Origin of the sequence: Polaromonas sp. (assembly GCF_030689685.1) — a bacterium.
Taxonomy (GTDB): domain Bacteria; phylum Pseudomonadota; class Gammaproteobacteria; order Burkholderiales; family Burkholderiaceae_C; genus Polaromonas.
The window spans coordinates 34,334-51,702 of sequence record NZ_JAUYEY010000068.1 but is presented as its reverse complement, the minus strand read 5'-3'; the positions used below and the strand labels follow the sequence as shown (position 1 = coordinate 51,702).

Annotated in this window: 17 protein-coding genes, 1 pseudogene and 1 riboswitch; of the genes and pseudogenes, 4 read left to right on the top strand and 14 right to left on the bottom strand. The window is 64.0% G+C overall.

Going from position 1 to position 17,369, the window contains the following annotated elements; all coding sequences use genetic code 11:
- Positions 1-282 precede the first annotated feature (282 nt).
- Genes Q8O29_RS16035 through Q8O29_RS16025 form a run of 3 tightly spaced genes read left to right on the top strand, consistent with a single transcriptional unit; the run spans position 283 to position 1,432 of the window.
- Positions 283-585, top strand: coding sequence for a YqjD family protein (locus Q8O29_RS16035; protein ID WP_305564563.1), 303 nt, complete (start codon positions 283-285; stop codon positions 583-585).
- Between the two features lie 27 nt (positions 586-612).
- Positions 613-1,041, top strand: a complete 429-nt coding sequence (locus Q8O29_RS16030; RefSeq protein ID WP_305564561.1) for a phage holin family protein — start codon at positions 613-615, stop codon at positions 1,039-1,041.
- Positions 1,042-1,060: 19 nt separating this feature from the next.
- On the top strand, positions 1,061-1,432 hold the full coding sequence (locus tag Q8O29_RS16025) for a hypothetical protein (RefSeq protein WP_305564559.1): 372 nt from the start codon (positions 1,061-1,063) through the stop codon (positions 1,430-1,432).
- Positions 1,433-1,507: 75 nt separating this feature from the next.
- Here Q8O29_RS16025 and panC read toward each other — a convergent pair whose 3' ends face one another.
- From panC to Q8O29_RS15955, 14 genes and pseudogenes are all read right to left on the bottom strand, one after another.
- Positions 1,508-2,356, bottom strand: a complete 849-nt coding sequence (gene panC, locus Q8O29_RS16020; RefSeq protein WP_305564557.1) for a pantoate--beta-alanine ligase — start codon at positions 2,354-2,356, stop codon at positions 1,508-1,510.
- A gap of 58 nt (positions 2,357-2,414) precedes the next feature.
- Positions 2,415-3,287, bottom strand: a complete 873-nt coding sequence (panB, locus tag Q8O29_RS16015; protein ID WP_305564555.1) for a 3-methyl-2-oxobutanoate hydroxymethyltransferase — start codon at positions 3,285-3,287, stop codon at positions 2,415-2,417.
- Positions 3,284-4,300, bottom strand: coding sequence for a biotin synthase BioB (bioB, locus tag Q8O29_RS16010; protein WP_305564553.1), 1,017 nt, complete (start codon positions 4,298-4,300; stop codon positions 3,284-3,286). The genes panB and bioB overlap by 4 nt, the downstream gene beginning before the upstream one ends.
- 91 nt (positions 4,301-4,391) lie before the next feature.
- Positions 4,392-5,624, bottom strand: a complete 1,233-nt coding sequence (gene bioF / locus Q8O29_RS16005; protein ID WP_305564551.1) for an 8-amino-7-oxononanoate synthase — start codon at positions 5,622-5,624, stop codon at positions 4,392-4,394.
- Complete coding sequence (gene bioD, locus Q8O29_RS16000) at positions 5,615-6,301, bottom strand: dethiobiotin synthase (protein ID WP_305564549.1); 687 nt, start codon at positions 6,299-6,301, stop codon at positions 5,615-5,617. Before bioD ends, bioF begins: the two co-directional genes overlap by 10 nt.
- Positions 6,294-7,631, bottom strand: coding sequence for an adenosylmethionine--8-amino-7-oxononanoate transaminase (gene bioA / locus Q8O29_RS15995; RefSeq protein WP_305564547.1), 1,338 nt, complete (start codon positions 7,629-7,631; stop codon positions 6,294-6,296). The genes bioD and bioA overlap by 8 nt, the downstream gene beginning before the upstream one ends.
- Positions 7,632-7,660: 29 nt before the next feature.
- Entirely contained in the window at positions 7,661-8,041 is a 381-nt protein-coding gene (panD, locus tag Q8O29_RS15990) for an aspartate 1-decarboxylase (RefSeq protein ID WP_305564545.1), read from the bottom strand.
- A 14-nt stretch (positions 8,042-8,055) separates the two neighbouring features.
- Positions 8,056-9,270 carry a thiamine phosphate synthase gene (locus tag Q8O29_RS15985; protein ID WP_305564543.1) on the bottom strand — a complete coding sequence of 405 codons (1,215 nt, stop codon included), beginning with the start codon at positions 9,268-9,270 and terminating at the stop codon, positions 8,056-8,058.
- Positions 9,267-10,049 (bottom strand): thiazole synthase, encoded by a 783-nt coding sequence (locus Q8O29_RS15980; protein WP_305564541.1) that lies wholly within the window; start codon positions 10,047-10,049, stop codon positions 9,267-9,269. Before Q8O29_RS15980 ends, Q8O29_RS15985 begins: the two co-directional genes overlap by 4 nt.
- A 1-nt stretch (position 10,050) precedes the next feature.
- Positions 10,051-10,260, bottom strand: a complete 210-nt coding sequence (gene thiS / locus Q8O29_RS15975; RefSeq protein ID WP_305564539.1) for a sulfur carrier protein ThiS — start codon at positions 10,258-10,260, stop codon at positions 10,051-10,053.
- Positions 10,257-11,327, bottom strand: coding sequence for a glycine oxidase ThiO (gene thiO / locus Q8O29_RS15970; protein WP_305564537.1), 1,071 nt, complete (start codon positions 11,325-11,327; stop codon positions 10,257-10,259). Before thiO ends, thiS begins: the two co-directional genes overlap by 4 nt.
- 28 nt (positions 11,328-11,355) lie before the next feature.
- Complete coding sequence (gene thiC / locus Q8O29_RS15965; RefSeq protein WP_305564535.1) at positions 11,356-13,257, bottom strand: phosphomethylpyrimidine synthase ThiC; 1,902 nt, start codon at positions 13,255-13,257, stop codon at positions 11,356-11,358.
- Positions 13,258-13,352: 95 nt separating this feature from the next.
- Positions 13,353-13,466, bottom strand: a riboswitch (TPP riboswitch).
- 468 nt (positions 13,467-13,934) lie between these two features.
- Positions 13,935-15,209 (bottom strand): annotated as a pseudogene (locus Q8O29_RS15960) (YhcG family protein).
- A complete protein-coding gene (locus Q8O29_RS15955; protein ID WP_371134259.1) occupies positions 15,206-16,246 on the bottom strand; it encodes an N-6 DNA methylase in 1,041 nt (346 codons plus the stop codon). The pseudogene Q8O29_RS15960 and the gene Q8O29_RS15955 overlap by 4 nt, the downstream one beginning before the upstream one ends.
- 243 nt (positions 16,247-16,489) lie before the next feature.
- On the opposite strand from Q8O29_RS15955, the gene nadC reads away from it, so the two are divergent.
- Positions 16,490-17,362, top strand: a complete 873-nt coding sequence (gene nadC, locus Q8O29_RS15950; protein WP_305564533.1) for a carboxylating nicotinate-nucleotide diphosphorylase — start codon at positions 16,490-16,492, stop codon at positions 17,360-17,362.
- Positions 17,363-17,369 lie beyond the last annotated feature (7 nt).

Below are 17,369 nucleotides of genomic sequence, written 5' to 3'. Positions count from 1 at the left end.
GGCGTCGAAGCGAAAAGTGGCCCCGGCGAGGACAGTTTTTGCCGGGTTTGCAGCGCCATAGCCGTAGCTATGGGGCAAAAAGCCGGTGAAAAATGGACCGTCGCGGCCGCTTTGCAGCCGACGTTCCTTCTGCCGCCCAGGCTCCTGGCTTTGATGTCTGTGCCTGCATGAATGCGGCTTGCGCTGTGGCTTTGCTGGTGGGATAAACTGGTCTTCGTCTCCGGAGTGTCAGCCTTCCTCTGATTGCCACCACCGTTTTTTCACCTGTTTTGGGGGCCCGCCATGGACAACACCAGCAAAGACAAATTGATCACCGATATGAAGGTCGTCCTCGCCGATGTGGAGGATTTGCTCAAGGCCGCCACCGCCGCCACCGGCGAGACGGCCGCCGCCCTGCGTGAAAAGGCCGCAGGCAAACTCAAGCTCGCGACCGAAAAACTCACGGGCCTGCAGGAAGCGGTGCTGCTCAGGGGCAAAGAAGCCGCCAAGGTCACGGACGAGTATGTCCACGCCAATCCCTGGAAGGCCGTCGGCATCGCCGCTGCTGCCGGGTTTTTGATCGGTCTGCTGATCAACCGCAAATAGTCTCGGCAAGCACCGGGACCCTGCCGCATGAACCCACCCGAAACCAGCCCGCCGCCGCGCCTGCTGGCTTCACTGCGCCAGCTCGCGCTGACCGCCCTGGCCATAGCGCATACCCGCCTGGCACTGGCGGGTGTCGAGCTGGAAGAGGAGTTGCAGCGGCTGGTCGGCCTGTTGTTGAGCCTGCTGGGCTTGCTGGTGTTTGGCCTGGTCGGGGTGCTGACAGTTACCTTCACGGTGGTGTTGGCCGTCGATGCGGCCCAGCGTGTGACAGTGCTGGCTTGTTTTGCAGCGGCCTACCTGGGCCTGGCTGGCTGGTTCGTGTGGCGCGTCCAGCGCATGCTGGCCACGCGGCCGCCTTTCCTGCAGGCCACGCTGGCCGAAATGGAGCGGGACCGCGAGGCGCTGCAGGCTGCGTCGACCGGCGACATGCCGCGTGGCAAAGATGCCCATGAGTGATGCCGCCAGGCAGAGGGCCATGAGAAAGCAGTTGCTGCTGCTGCGCTCAGCGGCCGAGCGTGCTGAACTGGTCCACACCCTCAACGCAGTGAGGCAGTCGGCGACCGTGTTCGGCAAGGCGGCGCCAGGTCTGGTCATGGGTCGGGGCTTGCCACTGGCCCTCGGGCTACTCAAACGCGCTCCGCTGCTCAGCCCCTTGCTCTCGCTGGCCCTCGCGGGTGCGCGCAGGCCGGTGCTGCGTTACGGGGCGTTGGCTGCAGGCGCGGCCTTTGTGGCGTGGAAAGGCTGGCAGTGGCTGGCCGAGCAGCGTGCGCAGGCCAATGCCAGTACCGAAACGTCGGCCGTTGGCGATAGCGCTGCCCTGCAGCCCGATCCGGATGCTCCTGAATAGATAGCTGTTCATGCCCGTGGGATATGGGCTAGAGGTCAATTTGACCAATAAATCAGCCCCATTACGTGTTTGTCTCTATATCTCCAGGTTGTCGATCAGGCGCGTGCTGCCCAGCCTGGCCGCGCCCAGAACAACCAGCGGCGTTGCGGCATCGTTGCCGTGGGGTGGCAGCAGGTCGGCGCGGCGGCGCACTGTCAGGTAGTCGGGCGTCCAGCCGCGCGCGGCCAGGGCTTGCATCGTTTCTTCTTCCAGCGTTTCCCGTTTTGCCATGCCTTGCGTTGTCACAGCCTGGCCCAGCGCCTGCAGCGCGCGTGACAACGCCACCGCTTCGCTGCGCTCCTGCGCAGAGAGGTAGCCATTGCGCGAGGACAGCGCCAGGCCGTCGGCCGCACGCAGGGTTTCGCCGGGCACGATTGTTATCGGCAGCGCGAACTGCCGCACCATGCGCCGCACGATCATCACCTGCTGGTAGTCCTTCTTGCCGAACATCGCGATACCCGCCGCTTTGCCAGCGAACACGCACGAAAACAGCTTCATCACCACGGTGCTGACACCGGTGAAAAATCCGGGCCGGAAGTGGCCTTCGAGGATGTCGGCGAGTTCGGTCGGCGGGTGCACCTTGTAGGTTTGCGGTTCGGGGTAGAGGTCGGCCTCGCGCGGGGCAAACAGCACATCGCAGCCGGCGGCGCGCAGCCGGTCGCAGTCGGCCTCCCAGGTGCGCGGGTAGCTGTCGAAGTCCTCGTGCGGCGCGAATTGCAGGCGGTTCACAAAAATGCTGGCCACGGTCACATCGCCCAGCGGTTTGGCCTGGTCCACCAGCGCGATATGGCCGTCATGCAGGTTGCCCATGGTGGCCACAAAAGCGGGACGCTGGAAAGGCGCCAACTCGGCGCGCAGGTCGGTGATGGCGTGGACGATTTTCATGCGGTGCGAACAGAAGTCTGGTCGTAATGGCCGAAGCCGGAGGAGCGAATATACAGGCTCACCATGCGTGGACAGCATCGACTGGAAAACGCTGCTGTTTCACAGCCTGCACATAGGCCCGCATCGCGCCTTGTATGCTGGGTGCGTCTGCCATGAAGTTGTGCACGAACTTAGGCATCTTGCCCAGGTTCATGCCCAGCATGTCGTGCAAGACCAGCACCTGGCCAGCGGTGCCGACACCGGCGCCTATGCCAATCGTCGCGCAGTGCGTGAGCTCCTGGGTCAGCGCGGCCGACAGCGCCGCCGGCACCATTTCCAGCACCAGCATGGCTGCGCCGGCGTCCTGAAGCGCGTGGGCTTGCACCTTGAGTGTGGCGGCGGCTTCATCGCTGCGGCCTTGCACGCGGTAGCCGCCCAGTGCATGCACGGTTTGCGGCGTCAGACCCAGGTGGGCGCAGACCGGAATGCCGCGTTCCACCAGGAAGCGCACAGTCTCGGTGGTCCAGCCGCCGCCTTCGAGCTTGACCATATGGGCACCGGCCTGCATCAGCACGACGGCGCTGCGCAGGGCCTGCTCTTTGGACTCGTGGTAGCTGCCGAAGGGCAGGTCGCCGATCAGCCAGGCGGTGGCCTGGGCGCGCCGCAGCCCACGTGCCACACATTCGGTGTGATGCCGCATGGCTTCGAGCGTCACGCCCACCGTGCTGCTCAAACCCTGGCACACCATGCCCAGCGAGTCGCCGACCAGGATGCACTCGACGCCGGCTGCGTCGGCCACCGCCGCAAAGGTCGCGTCGTAGGCGGTCAGCATGGTGATTTTGTCGCCCTGACCATGCATCTCGCGCAGGCGCGGCAGGCTGATGGGTTTGCGCGAGGCCGCCGCCGGCGCGGCGGACAGCGTGCCGTAGGGGCTGGCCGAGGGTTGTGTCATGGCTGTACGGCGGGTGCTGAACGCGTCATGCCGAGTCGCGCCAGCAGCGCCACATCGGCGGCGGTGTCCGGGTTGCCGGTGGTCAGCAGCTTGTCGCCGTAAAAGATGGAGTTGGCGCCGGCCAGGAAACACAGGGCTTGCACCGCGTCGCCCATTTGCTGGCGGCCTGCCGACAGGCGCACGCGCGCCTTCGGCATGGTGATGCGCGCGACCGCAATTGTGCGCACGAATTCAAACGGGTCCAGATCGGCCTGATCCGCCAGCGGGGTACCTTCCACCTTCACCAGGTTGTTGATCGGCACCGACTCGGGGTAAGGCGTCAGATTCGCCAGCTCGGCGACCAGGCCGGCGCGCTGGCGCCGTGTTTCGCCCATGCCGACGATGCCGCCGCAACAGACCTTGACGCCAGCGCTGCGCACGCGCGCCAGGGTGTCGAGGCGGTCCTGGTAGTCGCGCGTGGTGATGATGTCGCCATAGAAGTCGGGCGCGCTGTCGAGGTTGTGGTTGTAGTAGTCAAGACCGGCACTTTGCAGGGTTTGCGCGTGGCCGTCTTCCAGCATGCCCAGCGTGGCGCAGGTTTCCAGTCCGAGGGCCTTGACGGTGCGCACCAGCTCGGCGACTTTTTCAATGTCGCGGTCTTTCGGCGCGCGCCAGGCCGCGCCCATGCAAAAACGCGTGGCACCGGCGTCCTTGGCACGCTGCGCGGCCAGCCGCACTTCATGCGGCTCCATCAGCTTGGTCGCCTCGACACCGGTGTCAAAGCGGGCGGCTTGCGGGCAGTAGCTGCAGTCTTCCGGGCAGCCGCCGGTTTTGACCGACAGCAGGGTGGCAAACTCAACCCGGTTGGGGTCGAAATTTTCACGGTGCACGGTCTGCGCTCGGTGCATCAGTTCCGGGAAAGGCAGGTTGAAAAGCGCTTCGATCGCGTCGGTGCTCCAGCCGGTCGCAGCGCTGGCGGTTACGGCCTGGCGCGGGCGGTGCAGGGTGACGGGTTGTTCAAAAACGCTGGACATGGTTTTGTTCCTTGAAGCGATACACATTTCGTATCAATTTTTTGTCGGGATGGCGCGGCAATTTCAATGGAGTTTCGACAGATTTTGAAGTCTAGCCGAAGGCTACTGCCGGCTGGCCTGCGGCGGCCAGCTCGCTCAGGGCCTGGATCAACAGGTCAATATCGGCTTCGGTGTGGGCCGCCGACAGGGCGATGCGCAGGCGCGCCGTGCCTTCGGGCACCGTCGGCGGACGAATGGCGGGCACCCACAGGCCGCGCTCGCGCAGGCCCTCCATAACCGCCAGCGCTTCGTCGTTGCGGCCAATCAGCAGCGGCTGGATGGGTGTCCGGGATGGCCCGAGTCGCCAGCTGCTGCCTCGCAGGCCCGTGGCCAAGCCCTGGCGCAGACGCTTGATGAGTTGCCGCAGGTGTTCGCGCCGCCACTCGTCATGTTCGATCAGCTGCAGGCTGGCACGCAGGGCGCTGGCCAGCAGCGCGGGTGCGGCCGTGGCATAAATATAGCTGCGGGTTTTTTGCAGCAACCATTCAACAATGGCATCGCTGCCGGCCACAAAAGCACCTGCGACGCCGGCCGCCTTGCCCAGGGTGGTCATGTAGAGCACGCGTGGTGACGCGCGCGCGCCGGTCAGTGAAAAGTGGGACAGGCAGCCGCGCCCCTGTGGCCCCAGTACGCCAAAGCCATGCGCATCGTCCAGCAGCAGCAGCGCATCATGGCGCTCGCACAGCGCCAGCAGGGCCGGTACGTCGGCCAGGTCGCCATCCATGCTGAACACCGTGTCGCTGATGACCAGTTTGCGCTGCGCCGGGCTTTGCGCCAGCGCCGCCTCCAGCGCAGCCAGGTCGGCATGGGCGTAGCGGTGAATCTGCGCGCGCGACAGGCGCGCACCGTCAATCAGGCAGGCATGGTTGAGTGTGTCTGAAAAAATCGCATCACCGCTACCCACCAGCGCCGGAATGATGCCGATGTTGGTGGCGTAACCAGCGTAAAAATAAAGCGCACGCGGCAGGCCGACGAAACTGGCCAGCGCATGCTCCAGTGCGTCGTTCGCCGCGCTGTGGCCGCTGACCAGCGGTGAGGCCGTTGCGCCCACGCCGAAGCTGCGCGCGCCCATGCAGGCCGCTTCGATCAGCGCCGGGTGATTGGCCAGGCCCAGGTAGTCGTTGCTGCAAAACGCCAGCATGCTCTGCCCGTCGACCCGCAGTCGGGCGCCGCTTTCTGGCAGCACCACACGCCGCCGGCGCCGCAGGTGAGTACGGTCCAGCTCGGCAATGCGCGCCGGAAATTCATCGAGCCAGGAAGTTGTCAGGGAAGGGTCTATTGCCATGCCGGGGGGAGGCCAAGGGTCAGTGTTCGGGCATCAGGCGTGCTCTGGTGCGCAATGTTTGCCAGCAGCGGCGCACCGAGCCGTTGTTGCAAAAAATCGATGTTGTCGTCCTGCGCCAGCATGGCGGGGTCAATATGGTTGGCTACCCAGCCGGCCAGCGCCAGGCCGCGCGCGCGGATCGCCTCCAGCGTCAGCAGCGTGTGGTTCAGGCAGCCTAGTCGCAGGCCCACCACCAGCACGACCGGCAGGCCGAGTTGCTGCGCCAGGTCAGCGCCGGTTTCCGTGGCTGAGAGCGGCACCAGAAAACCGCCCGCGCCTTCGACCACCACGGCGTCGGCAAGCTGCGCCAGCTGGCGATGGCAGGCCACGATGTGGGCGATGTCAATGCGAAGGCCGGCGCGCGCAGCGGCGATATGCGGCGACACCGGGTCAGGCAGCAGCACCGGGTTGTCCAGCGCCGGCGGCACGCCGCAGGTGGAGGCGGCGCGCAGCGCCAGCACATCGTCATTGGCTTCGACGCCTTGGATCAGGGTGGTGCCCGCCGCCACGGGTTTCATGCCGACGACACGGGCGTGGTGCCGCGCCAGCGCATGTATCAGCGCCGCGCTGACCAGGGTCTTGCCGACCCCGGTATCGGTACCGGTCACAAAGCAGGAGATGGCGCGGCGCTCAGCCATGGCAGCTTGCCTCTTCGGCCAGCGTGGCCTGCAGTGCGGCCAGCGCACCCTGCGCCAGGTGCTCAGCGCTTTCTTCGTCCATCACATACGGTGGCATGGCGTAAATGGTGTTGCCGATGGGTCGCAGCAGCACGCCGTGCGCCATCGCGTGCTGGTGGTAGCGCTGCGCAAAGTCTGGCAGGACGGTGTCCACGTCCCAGGCCCAGATCATGCCCAGCCGACGCGCATGCCGGATGCGCGCATGGCCCGTCAAGGGCGCGAAAGCCGCATCCAGTGTCTGGGCGAGCACGGCGTTGTTTGCCAGCACATCGTTTTGAGAGAACAGCGCCAAGGTCGCCAGCGCGGCGCGGCAGGCCAGCGGGTTGCCGGTGTACGAGTGGGAATGCAGAAAGCCGCGCGCCACCTCGTCGTCGTAAAAGGCCTCGTACACCGTGTCGGTGGTGAGTACCGCGGACAAGGGCAGGGTGCCACCGGTCAACCCTTTGGAGAGGCAAATGAAGTCGGGCCGGATGCCGGCCTGCTGGTGCGCGAACATCGTGCCGGTGCGGCCGAAACCGGTGGCGATTTCGTCGACGACCAGATGCACCTCGTAGTGATCGCACAGCGCGCGAACCCGGCGCAGGTAGCCAGCATCGTGCATGGCCATGCCGGCCGCGCATTGCACCAGGGGCTCGACGATCAGGGCAGCGGTTTCTTGATGGTGCTCGGCCAGCCAGGCTTGCAGCGCGTCGGCGGCGCGCTGCGCCACATCGGCAGCGCTTTCACCGAGCAGTGCCGCCCGTGCGTCGGGGCTGGGCACGGTGGCCGCCAGCCGCACCAGCGGTGCGTAGGCTTCCCGGAAAATGGCGATATCGGTGACGGCCAATGCGCCCACGGTTTCGCCGTGGTAGCCACCGGCCAGGCCCACAAAGCGGCACTTGCCGGGCCGTCCTGTGTTGCGCCAGTAGTGCGCGCTCATCTTCAGCGCGATTTCGGTGGCCGAGGCGCCGTCGCTGCCGTAAAAGGCATGGCCCAGACCCGTCAGCGCGGCCAGCTGTTCGGACAGCTCCACCACCGGCTGGTGCGTGAAACCGGCCAGCATCACGTGATCGAGCCGGCCCAACTGGTCAACCAGAGCCGCCCTGATATGCGGATGGTTGTGGCCAAACAGATTGACCCACCAGGAGCTAATGCCGTCGAGGTAGCGATTGCCTTCAAAGTCATACAGCCACACACCCTCGGCGCGCGACACCGGCACCAGAGGCACGGCCTGCGACGCGTGTTGCTTCATCTGCGTGCACGGGTGCCACACGTGCCGCAGGCTGCGCTGGCTCATCGACTGGTTGTCCATGGATGCTTCGGAATGGTTGGTGGGTAGGCTCAACGGACCTGCACCGCAATGGTGGAGTGTTCTTCCTTGATGCGGTTGGCGTCATCGACAAACACCAGCCTGGGCTGGAAGCCGGCCACCTGGTCCGCCTGCAACTGGCCAAAGGCCGCAATGATGATCAGGTCGCCAACCGCAGCGTGGCGGGCCGCCGAGCCATTGACCGAGATGGTGCCGCTGCCGCGCTGCGCGCGTATGGCGTAGGTGACGAAGCGTGCGCCGTTGTTGATGTTCCATATATGAATTTGTTCAAATTCGGCGATGCCGGAGGCGTCCAGCAAGTCGTCGTCGATGGCGCAGGAGCCTTCGTAATGCAACTCGCATTGGGTGACGGTGGCGCGGTGGATTTTTCCGGCTAAAAGAGTACGTTGCATGGGGCCTTCCGTCGTCAAACAGTGGGTGAAAGGGTGGATTTTGGCAGAAGGGGCGCGGCGGACGGTGGCCGGCTCTTGCCGCGCTGCACGGCTTGTTGCAACTGCGTGATTGCCGTTTCCGGCGAAGCGGCTGCGGTGATGGCACTGATCACCGCCACACCGGCCACACCACACTGTGCCGCCTGCTCGGTTCGTGCCACGTCCATGCCGGCAATGCCCACCACGGGGGTTGGCAGCAGCTTGCACCAATATGCCAGGTTGTCATTGCCTTGGGGGATCCAGGGCATGGCCTTGGCCTGCGTGGGATGAATAGGGCCGCAGGCGATGTAGCTGGGCTGCAGTGCCCAGGCGCGGCAAACTTCCCAGTAAGCGTGGGTGCTGATGCCCAGCCGCAGGCCGGCCTTGGCAATTGCGGCCAGATCGGCGATGTGCAGATCTTCCTGCCCCAGGTGCACGCCGTAAGCGCCTTCTTCAATGGCGATGTGCCAGTGGTCGTTGATGAAAAGTTGCGCGCCGGCCGCAACGGCCGCGGCGATGCTCTGGCGCACTTGCTGCCGGACATGCTCGCGCTGCTCCGGCCGCTCTGCATCCTTGATGCGCAACTGCACCGTGTGCACCCCGGCTGCGACGACCCGTTCGACCCAGGCGGCACTGTCCACCACCGCATACAGGCCCAGGTCCGCGTTACTGAGCGCGGCAAAGCCGCTGACGGTTGTTGAGACCGGCAAGTTGAAGTGCGGCAGGTTGCCGCTGTGCTGTGCGAAGTCGGCGCGTGGCTGCAGCGGGTCTGCTGCAGCGCCGTGGCGCAGTGCATCGGCCCTTGCCATCTTGGCCAGGATGATGGCCTCTATCGCAACAAAACCGCGTGCCAGCGCTGCGGCCGCGCTGGTGGCGAAGACGGTGCCCGTGTCGGTGCTGGGCGGCGCGGCAAGCCCTGGCAGATCAAGCCAGCCGCTGGCATGCGGGGTGTCGGCATAGTCGGCGTCATCGCCGCCGGTGATCACGACGGCCTGGCAAGCCCATGCCCGCAAAGCTTTGGCAGCCTGCTCGACAGTGTCACGGGTGGCCAGCGGGGCCATGCCCAGCAGGGCGGCGGCCTCGCTGCGGTTGACGCAGAGCAGGGCGGGGTCTGGCAGCAGTCGCTCCTTGCACGTCTGCCGCAGCCGTTCCAGCTCTTTCGCATGGCCGGGCATGGTCCAGACCTGCGCGGTGTTGGCTGGGTCGGTCATAGGATGAACGGCCGTCCGGTGACCGGGGTCGAGGCGACCGCCATGTCCTGCTGGGCCATGATGCCGGCCTCCCAAGCCAGTCGCCCGGACTCGATGCCAAGCTTGAAAGCGCGTGCCATCTGCACCGGGTCGCGCGCGTGGGCTACGGCCGAGTTCAGCAGCACCGCATCAAAACCCAGCTCCATCGCCTGCACCGCGTCGGCCGGCGAGCCGATGCCGGCGTCCACGATCAGCGGCACGCCGGGCAGGCGCGCGCGCAGGGTGCGCAGCGCATGCGGGTTGCGCAGGCCCTGGCCCGAGCCAATCGGTGCGCCCCAGGGCATCAGGATGCGGCAACCGGCGTCCAGCAGCCGCTGGCAGCTGACCAGGTCGTCGGTGCAGTAGGGAAACACTTCAAAGCCATCACGCGCCAGCTCGGTCGCGGCGGTGACCAGTTCAAACGGATCCGGCTGCAGCGTGTGTTCATCACCCACCACTTCGAGCTTGATCCAGTGCGTACCGAACAGCTCGCGCGCCATCTGCGACATGGTCACGGCTTCGCGCGCGCTGCGGCAGCCGGCGGTGTTGGGCAGCAGGCGGGCGCCGCTGCTGCGGATCATGGCGTAAAAGTCATTTTGCGTGCTGGCGCCGCCGGCCGCCATCTGGCGCTTGAGCCCGACGGTGACAACCTCGGCGCCCGAGGCCGCAATCGCCTCCTGCAAAATCTGCGGCGAGGGGTAGCTGGCGGTGCCGAGGAAAAATCGGCTGTTCAGCGTCACGTCTGCAATCTGAAAACCCATGTCAGCCTCCTGTGATGGCCTGGAAAGTGAAAATCGCGTCACCGTCGGCCAGCACGGTTTGCGCGCGCGCATCGCGTGCGACGAACTCGCCATTGATGGCGCTCGCGAAAGACTGAGCGGGCTGGCCACTGCCCGCCAGCGCTTCGGCCAAGCTGCTGTCCGCCGGGACTTGCCGCAGCTCGCCGTTGAGAGTGATGTTGATCAGTGTCATGTCAGATTTTTCAGGGTTTGTTCGACCAGCGCCGGCGCGATCAGCCAGCCGTGGCGAAACAGTCCGTTGATGCGTACCAGACCGGGGGCCTGTTCCACGCGCGGCAGATTGTCAGGCAGCGCGGGGCGCAGATTGGTTTCAGAATGAATCACGCGCGCCTCGGCCAATTCAGGAATGATGCTGTGCGCGGCGGCCAGCAGCTCAACCGTGCTGCGCAACGAGACTGGCGAGCGGTCTTCGCTTTCGATCTCGCTGGCGCCGACCACGATATGCCCGCCTTCGCGCGGCACCAGGTAGACGCGGTGGCGCGGGTGCAGCAGGCGCACCGGGCGCTGCAGCACCACACCGGGCGCATGCAGCCAGAGGATCTCACCACGCACGCCCCGCACCTGCGGCGTGAACCCATCGTCTTGCCCGTTGACCGCCGGTTTAGGCCGTGCGCCGGTGCCGCGTACATCGAACACACAGTCGAACTTTCGCAGCGTTTGCGTCGTGTGAATTTCACCGGCCTGCAGGCGGGTGACGGTGATACCCCAGTGAAAACGTGTGCCTGCTGCATCTGCTGCATGGGCCAGCGCTGTCATGGCCTGTACGCTGTGAATCTGTCCCTCGTGGGGCAGCAACCAGGCGTGCACCGCGCCGTGGAGCGCCGGCTCCAGCTCGCCCAGGGCAACTGCGTCCAGCATTTGCGGCGCATGGCCGGCAGGTGCCTTGTGTTTCAGCAGGTCCACCACGCGCCGCGCTGCACCTTCATCGCCGCGATGCGCCAGCAGCAGACTGCCGCGCCGGTGCAACTCGACCGGCATGCCGAGGGAGGCCACGATGGCGGGCCAGAGTTCCAGCGAACGCAGGCCCAGCGCAAAGACGTTTTCATCAGCCGACTCCAGCTCGGCAGTCGGGCTGAGCATGCCGGCTGCGGTCCAGCCTGCGGCATAGGGCGTTTGCTGTGAGGCAGGCGGCAGCGGGCCAGGTGCGGGGTCAAATACCTCCACCGAATGGCCGCCTTTGGCCAACTCGAAGGCCAGCAGCCGCCCGAGCAAACCTGCGCCTGCGATACCAATATGCATGGATGTGTCTGCCTTTGTCAGCGTTGCTTCAGAGTTTCTGGATCGGGATGTAAATTTCGCTGCCGCCTTCGCGGAACTCGGCCGATTTTGCCTGCATTCCCTGATCCAGCGCCGCGTTTTCCGCAATACCTTGTTGTGCCGCAAACTCGCGCACTTCCTGGCTGATTTTCATCGAGCAGAATTTTGGCCCGCACATCGAGCAGAAGTGCGCTACCTTGCTGACTTCCTTGGGCAAAGTCTCGTCGTGGAATTCGCGCGCCGTGTCCGGGTCCAGCGACAGGTTGAACTGGTCGTGCCAGCGAAACTCGAAGCGCGCCTTGGACAGCGCCTCGTCGCGCGCGCGTGAGGTCGGGTGCCCCTTGGCCACGTCGGCCGCATGCGCGGCAATTTTGTAGGCAATGATGCCCTGCTTGACGTCGTTGCGGTCCGGCAGGCCCAGGTGCTCCTTGGGCGTGACGTAACACAGCATGGCGGTGCCAAACCAGCCGATCATGGCCGCGCCAATGGCGCTGGAGATGTGGTCGTAGCCCGGGGAAATGTCGATGGTCAGCGGGCCCAGTGTGTAGAAGGGCGCCTCATGGCAGTGCTTGAGCTGCTCTTCCATGTTGGCCTGGATCATGTGCATGGGCACGTGGCCAGGGCCTTCGATCATGGTCTGCACGTCGTGCTTCCAGGCGATTTTTGTCAGCTCGCCCAGCGTGCGCAGTTCGGCAAACTGCGCTTCGTCGTTGGCATCGGCTCCCGAGCCCGGGCGCAGGCCATCGCCCAGCGAGAAGCTCACGTCGTAGGCCTTCATGATCTCGCAAATGTCTTCAAAGTGCGTGTATAAAAAGTTCTCTTTGTGATGCGACATACACCACTTGGCCAGGATGGAGCCGCCGCGCGAGACGATGCCGGTGCGGCGTTTGGCTGTCATCGGGATGAAAGGCAGGCGCACCCCGGCGTGGATGGTGAAGTAGTCCACGCCCTGCTCGGCCTGCTCGATCAGCGTGTCGCGGTAAATCTCCCAGGTCAGGTCTTCAGCAACACCGCCGACTTTTTCCAGCGCCTGGTAAATCGGCACCGTGCCGATCGGCACCGGCGAGTTGCGGATGATCCAGTCGCGCGTGGTGTGGATGTTTTTACCGGTCGACAAGTCCATCACGTTGTCTGCGCCCCAGCGAATCGCCCAGACCAGTTTCTCCACTTCTTCTTCAATGCTGGAGGTGACGGCCGAGTTGCCGATGTTGGCATTGATCTTGACCAGGAAGTTGCGGCCAATGATCATGGGCTCGACTTCGGGGTGGTTGATGTTGGCCGGAATGATGGCCCGGCCGCGCGCCACTTCGTCGCGCACAAACTCCGGCGTCACAAACTCGGGCAACTGCGCGCCCATCGGGTTGCCGCGCAGGCGCTGGGCGCGCTCGGCGTCGCCCAGGTATTCGGCCATCCATTCGCGCTTGGAGTTTTCGCGCAGCGCGATGTATTCCATCTCGGGGGTGATGATGCCGCGCCGCGCGTAGTGCATCTGGCTGACGTTGAGCCCGGCCCTGGCACGGCGCGGCGTGCGCTGCAGGCCAGCGGCCTGGGCGCGCAGGGCGGCGATGCGCTGGGCTTCGGGGTCAGACGGGTCGGTGCGGTCTTCACGCCGGGTGCCGTCATCGACGGCTTGTGCGGCGCGGCCTGTGTAAATTTCTGTGTCGCCACGCGCCTCAATCCACGGCGTGCGCGGAGCTTGCAGCCCACGGCGCACGTCGATGTCTGCCGTGGGGTCGGTGTAGGGGCCGGAGGTGTCGTACAGCGTGGCGGATTCGCCATTGCTCAAGGCGACCTCTCGCATGGGCACGCGGATGTTGGCATGAACCTGACCGGGCACGTAAATCTTGCGCGACGCGGGAAACGGCTCGCGCGTCAGGGAAAGCAACTGGGCAAATTTGTCTGGGGCGTTCATCGGGGCATCCTTGTGGTTGTGCAGGTACACAAAATGCTCCGAAGGTGTGGCCAGAACCAGCGCAGTGGTTGTGGACAGTGACTGAAAGCCCTGGGGCCGTTTCAGTCAGCTCTTCTTACGTCGGTACGAACCGATTCAAGTTCACGGGTTTGGATTGACCATCTCAGCTACCCGACCAACATGGTCGGGCAGCACCCCGGAGCAATTGCATTCTAATGCACCCGGCGGCACCGCCAACTCCCCCGCTGCTATTCCCCCGCTGCTATTGCCACTGATTGACGACGGCTTTGAGTTGACGATCAGGGCTGATGCTGCGCTTATACAGCGGACTGCAAGGGGTACCGGCCAGCTTCAGCGAAAGCGTCATTCCATTTCTAAATCATCCGTGCACTTTGTCGGCTTCGCTAGCCGTACGTCTGTACTGTCGCCCTCTTCGCCTTCGCGTTCATGAATGATGTAGAAACGGAATCAGCAGGTCGTGTGCCCCAAGATATTCGCGGTAGCCCTCGGCCAGATACGCAAACTGGTTCATCACACCCACCACGCTTCCCGCTTTACTATCCCCTGAGCATGAAGCTGTACACGGGGTCTTGTATATAGCTGTGAGTCATCAATGGTGATGAACTCCTTACGGTGAGACAGCACCTCTCCCAGTTTCACACGCGGCCACGGCTTGCTCATGCGCCCCCCTTGCCGCTGCCTTTGGCACTCTTCCTGCTGCGCACCGACTTGCTGGCCTTGCGTTCTTCCAGCAGGCGCGTGGTGTGGGTCAGCTCCTCGGCGATCACTTTTTCGCTGGGCAGCACGGTTTGGTATTCGGCAGCCAGCACCTTGTTGGACAAACCTTCCAGCGCGTAGTGCGCTTCGGCGCTGCCCTTTTGGCTGCACAGGATCAAACCCACTGGCGGGTTTTCGCCCTCGCGCATCCAGTTGGCCTTGGCGTAGTTCAGGTACAGGTGCATCTGCCCGGCATCGGCATAGCTGAACTTGCCGACCTTCAGGTCAACGATGACCAGACAGCGCAAGCGCCGGTGAAAGAACACCAGGTCAACACGGAACCATGTGTCGTCAAGGCGCAGGCGCTTTTGCCGCCCGATGAAGGCAAAGTCGTCGCCGAGTTCGAGCAGAAAATCTTGCAGCCGGTGGATCAGCGCTTCTTCCAGTTCGGCTTCGGAGTATTCGTCCTTGAGGTTCAGAAACTCCAGCACGTAGGGGTCTTTAATCGCTTCGTCCGGCGTGATCGCGTCTTCCGGTTGGGCGGCCGCGCCTTTGGTGAGCATGGCGGCCTTGTTGCGTGACAACGCGGTGCGTTCGTAAAACTGGCTGCCGATCTGGCGGTCCAGCTAGCGCACGCTCCAGCCGCCGCGCAAGGCTTCGGTTTCGTAGAAGCGCCGGGCATGGCTGCTCTTGACAGACAACAGGCGCACGTAGGCCGACCACGGGAGGGGAAAGCGGCTGGCGATGGCGGCAAGGCTTGCGGGGGCTTCGCTCACGCTCTGCGATAGTGCAGGCGCTGCCTGCAATTTTTGCGATTTTCCAGACAGTGTCGGGAGTTTTGAGGATTCTCCAGACGGTGTCTGGAGAATTGTTTCAGGCGGCCAGTTCAAGAAGAACGAGCGAATCTGCCACAAGTTTTGTCGGCTGAACCCACGTCCAAACTGGCCGCTGAGGTCATCAGCCAGCCGTTCAATCAACTGCTCACCGTATTCGGCCCTGCGTTTGCCTTTTTGTTCCGCCTCAACGATGCGGCGACCAATCTCCCAATAGCTGGCGGTCATCAGTGCATTGACACTGCGGGCAGCTTGGGCTCGCGCTGCTTGCAACAGGTCAACGATGCCGATGTGAACGGCTTCATAGCCAGCGGGCAGCGTGGCCTTTTCACGCACTGCGGGGGCACGCAAGCGCAGCGAGGTTGCGGCCGCAATTGGCTTGGTGTTGGACTTCTTGTTCATAGCGGCTCCTTCAAAAGCGCCTGCACCCGTTCCATGATCTCAATGATCTGCCGCTCTTTGGCAAGAATGCTTTCTACCAATTGCCCCGGTGGCAGGTGGGTGATGTCTTGTTTGGCGGTGGGGTTCTTGCGGTCGGGGTTGCAGCCGTTCGCCAGAATTTCAGCGGCAGGTACTTTCCACGCCTGTGCGTTTTCTTTGCGGTCGCTCCACCAAGCCACCAGCGGAGCGAATTCTTCAAACTGCAAAGGCTGGGTCTTGGTGTAGTTCTTGCGGCCTTCGGGCAAGGGCTGCTCGTAAAACCAAACGTCTTTGGTGGGGCCGTTGCGGTCAAAGAACAGCAGGTTGCTGGGGATGTTGGTGTACGGTGCAAACACGCCGTTGGGCAGGCGCACGATGGTGTGCAGGTTGAACTCGGTCAATAGTTCTTGCTTGATGCGGCCGCAGATGCCTTCAGCAAACAAGGTGCCGTTGGGGACGACGACGGCCGCGCGCCCGCCCTCACCCCCTGCCCCTCTCCCAGAGGGCGAGGGGAGTCCAGGCCGCCGTAGCTTGCGCATGATGAGTTGCAGGAACAGCAGCGCGGTTTCAGCCGTCTGCTTGTCGTCCGGAAAGTTGCCCAATATTCCGCGTTCTTCTTCCCCGTCAAACGGTGGGTTGGACAAAATCCCGTCCACCCGCTCACGGTCGCCAATCTCCTTAAGCGGAAAACGCAGCGCGTTGCCGGGGTCGATGTCGGGTGACTCCAAACCGTGCAGCAGCAGGTTCATGTTCACCAGCAGATAAGGCAATGGCTTGGCTTCGACCACGGCCAGCGTCAGGTCGCGGCGATAACGGAGGAGGTAGTCGGCACGCTTGCCTTCGCGTCGTTTTGCGCTACGGCCAGTGAGCACGATGCGGCCATCGGTAAAGCTGCGTTGCTCAGCAATCTCGAAAGGGGCGTCACCCCAGCCCGCAGCCTGAATGGCGGGCGTAACGAACTCGCGGCACGTATCGGCTTCGCTGAACTCGAGCGGGTTGGGCCGGCTGTTGACGGTCATTGTTGTGCCTCAGAGAAGGGAGCAAGCCCGTCCGAAGAGAATTTCATGCGAAAGTGACGATCATAATTTGAGCGGAGTTTTGTGCATTTTTACATCCATGCAGATGGACGGGCAAGCGGCGGCCAGACAAACTGTGGCGCCTCTGTCGTCGCCATGCCGGTAGTGTGCTAACCCGTGTGCTTGCCGCGAAGCCGCTATGCTTGCCGGCTTGCAAGCCCTCCCTCATTTCCCCGGAACCGATGAATGAATGCCGTATTTGATTTTTCTGCTGCCAGCGTAGCTGCGCTGGCCCTGGCCGATGCCAGCCGTGCACTGGATGAAGACATCGGCACGGGTGACCTCACCGCTGGCCTGGTTGACCCTGAAGCGCGCAGCCACGCCCGGATACTTGCGCGCGAGGCGGCCGTGATTTGCGGCCGGCCCTGGGTGGAAGCAGCCATGTTGCGGCTGGACCCGCAGGCCCGCCTGGTCTGGCATGTGGCTGATGGCCAGCGCTGTAGTGCCAACCAGGGCATTGTCGAGATCACCGGACAGTCGCGCGCGCTGCTCAGTGCCGAGCGCACCTTGCTCAATTTTCTGCAGTTGCTCAGTGCCGTTGCCTCGCAAACTGCGGCCTATGTGCAGGCGGTGCAAGCCGTGCCGGGCAACCGCGCCAAAATTATCGACACCCGCAAAACCCTGCCCGGCCTGCGGCTGGCGCAAAAGTACGCGGTGCGCTGCGGCGGCGGCAGCAACCACCGCATCGGTCTCTACGACGCCGTGCTGATCAAGGAAAATCACATTGCGGCCGCCAGCGGCATTGCAGCGGTTTTGCAGCGCGCCGCCCAGGTGGCAAGCCAGGCGGTTTTTGTCGAGATCGAAGTCGAAACCTTGGCCCAGTTGCAGGAGGCGCTCGATGCCGGTGCAAAAATGATTCTGCTGGACAACATGGACCTGGCCCAGCTGCGTGAAGCGGTGCGCATCACGGCGGGCCGAGCGATTCTGGAAGTCTCGGGCGGCGTCGGGCTGGACACGGTGGCCGGCATTGCCGCCACCGGGGTGGACCGCATCTCGATTGGCGCCCTGACCAAAGACATCAAAGCGGTTGATTTTTCCATGCGTTTTCAGCAACTGTGACATCAGC

Coding starts and splice junctions, on each gene's coding strand:
- Q8O29_RS15980 (WP_305564541.1), bottom strand. CDS start 10,049: ATGGGTTTTCAGATTGCAGACGTGACGCTGAACAGCCGATTTTTCCTC.
- Q8O29_RS16030 (WP_305564561.1), top strand. CDS start 613: ATGAACCCACCCGAAACCAGCCCGCCGCCGCGCCTGCTGGCTTCACTG.
- bioF (WP_305564551.1), bottom strand. CDS start 5,624: ATGGCAATAGACCCTTCCCTGACAACTTCCTGGCTCGATGAATTTCCG.
- Q8O29_RS15955 (WP_371134259.1), bottom strand. CDS start 16,246: ATGACCGTCAACAGCCGGCCCAACCCGCTCGAGTTCAGCGAAGCCGAT.
- bioD (WP_305564549.1), bottom strand. CDS start 6,301: ATGGCTGAGCGCCGCGCCATCTCCTGCTTTGTGACCGGTACCGATACC.
- Q8O29_RS16025 (WP_305564559.1), top strand. CDS start 1,061: ATGAGAAAGCAGTTGCTGCTGCTGCGCTCAGCGGCCGAGCGTGCTGAA.
- nadC (WP_305564533.1), top strand. CDS start 16,490: ATGAATGCCGTATTTGATTTTTCTGCTGCCAGCGTAGCTGCGCTGGCC.
- thiS (WP_305564539.1), bottom strand. CDS start 10,260: ATGACACTGATCAACATCACTCTCAACGGCGAGCTGCGGCAAGTCCCG.
- panB (WP_305564555.1), bottom strand. CDS start 3,287: ATGACACAACCCTCGGCCAGCCCCTACGGCACGCTGTCCGCCGCGCCG.
- thiC (WP_305564535.1), bottom strand. CDS start 13,257: ATGAACGCCCCAGACAAATTTGCCCAGTTGCTTTCCCTGACGCGCGAG.
- thiO (WP_305564537.1), bottom strand. CDS start 11,327: ATGCATATTGGTATCGCAGGCGCAGGTTTGCTCGGGCGGCTGCTGGCC.
- Q8O29_RS15985 (WP_305564543.1), bottom strand. CDS start 9,270: ATGACCGACCCAGCCAACACCGCGCAGGTCTGGACCATGCCCGGCCAT.
- panD (WP_305564545.1), bottom strand. CDS start 8,041: ATGCAACGTACTCTTTTAGCCGGAAAAATCCACCGCGCCACCGTCACC.
- Q8O29_RS16035 (WP_305564563.1), top strand. CDS start 283: ATGGACAACACCAGCAAAGACAAATTGATCACCGATATGAAGGTCGTC.
- bioA (WP_305564547.1), bottom strand. CDS start 7,631: ATGGACAACCAGTCGATGAGCCAGCGCAGCCTGCGGCACGTGTGGCAC.
- bioB (WP_305564553.1), bottom strand. CDS start 4,300: ATGTCCAGCGTTTTTGAACAACCCGTCACCCTGCACCGCCCGCGCCAG.
- panC (WP_305564557.1), bottom strand. CDS start 2,356: ATGAAAATCGTCCACGCCATCACCGACCTGCGCGCCGAGTTGGCGCCT.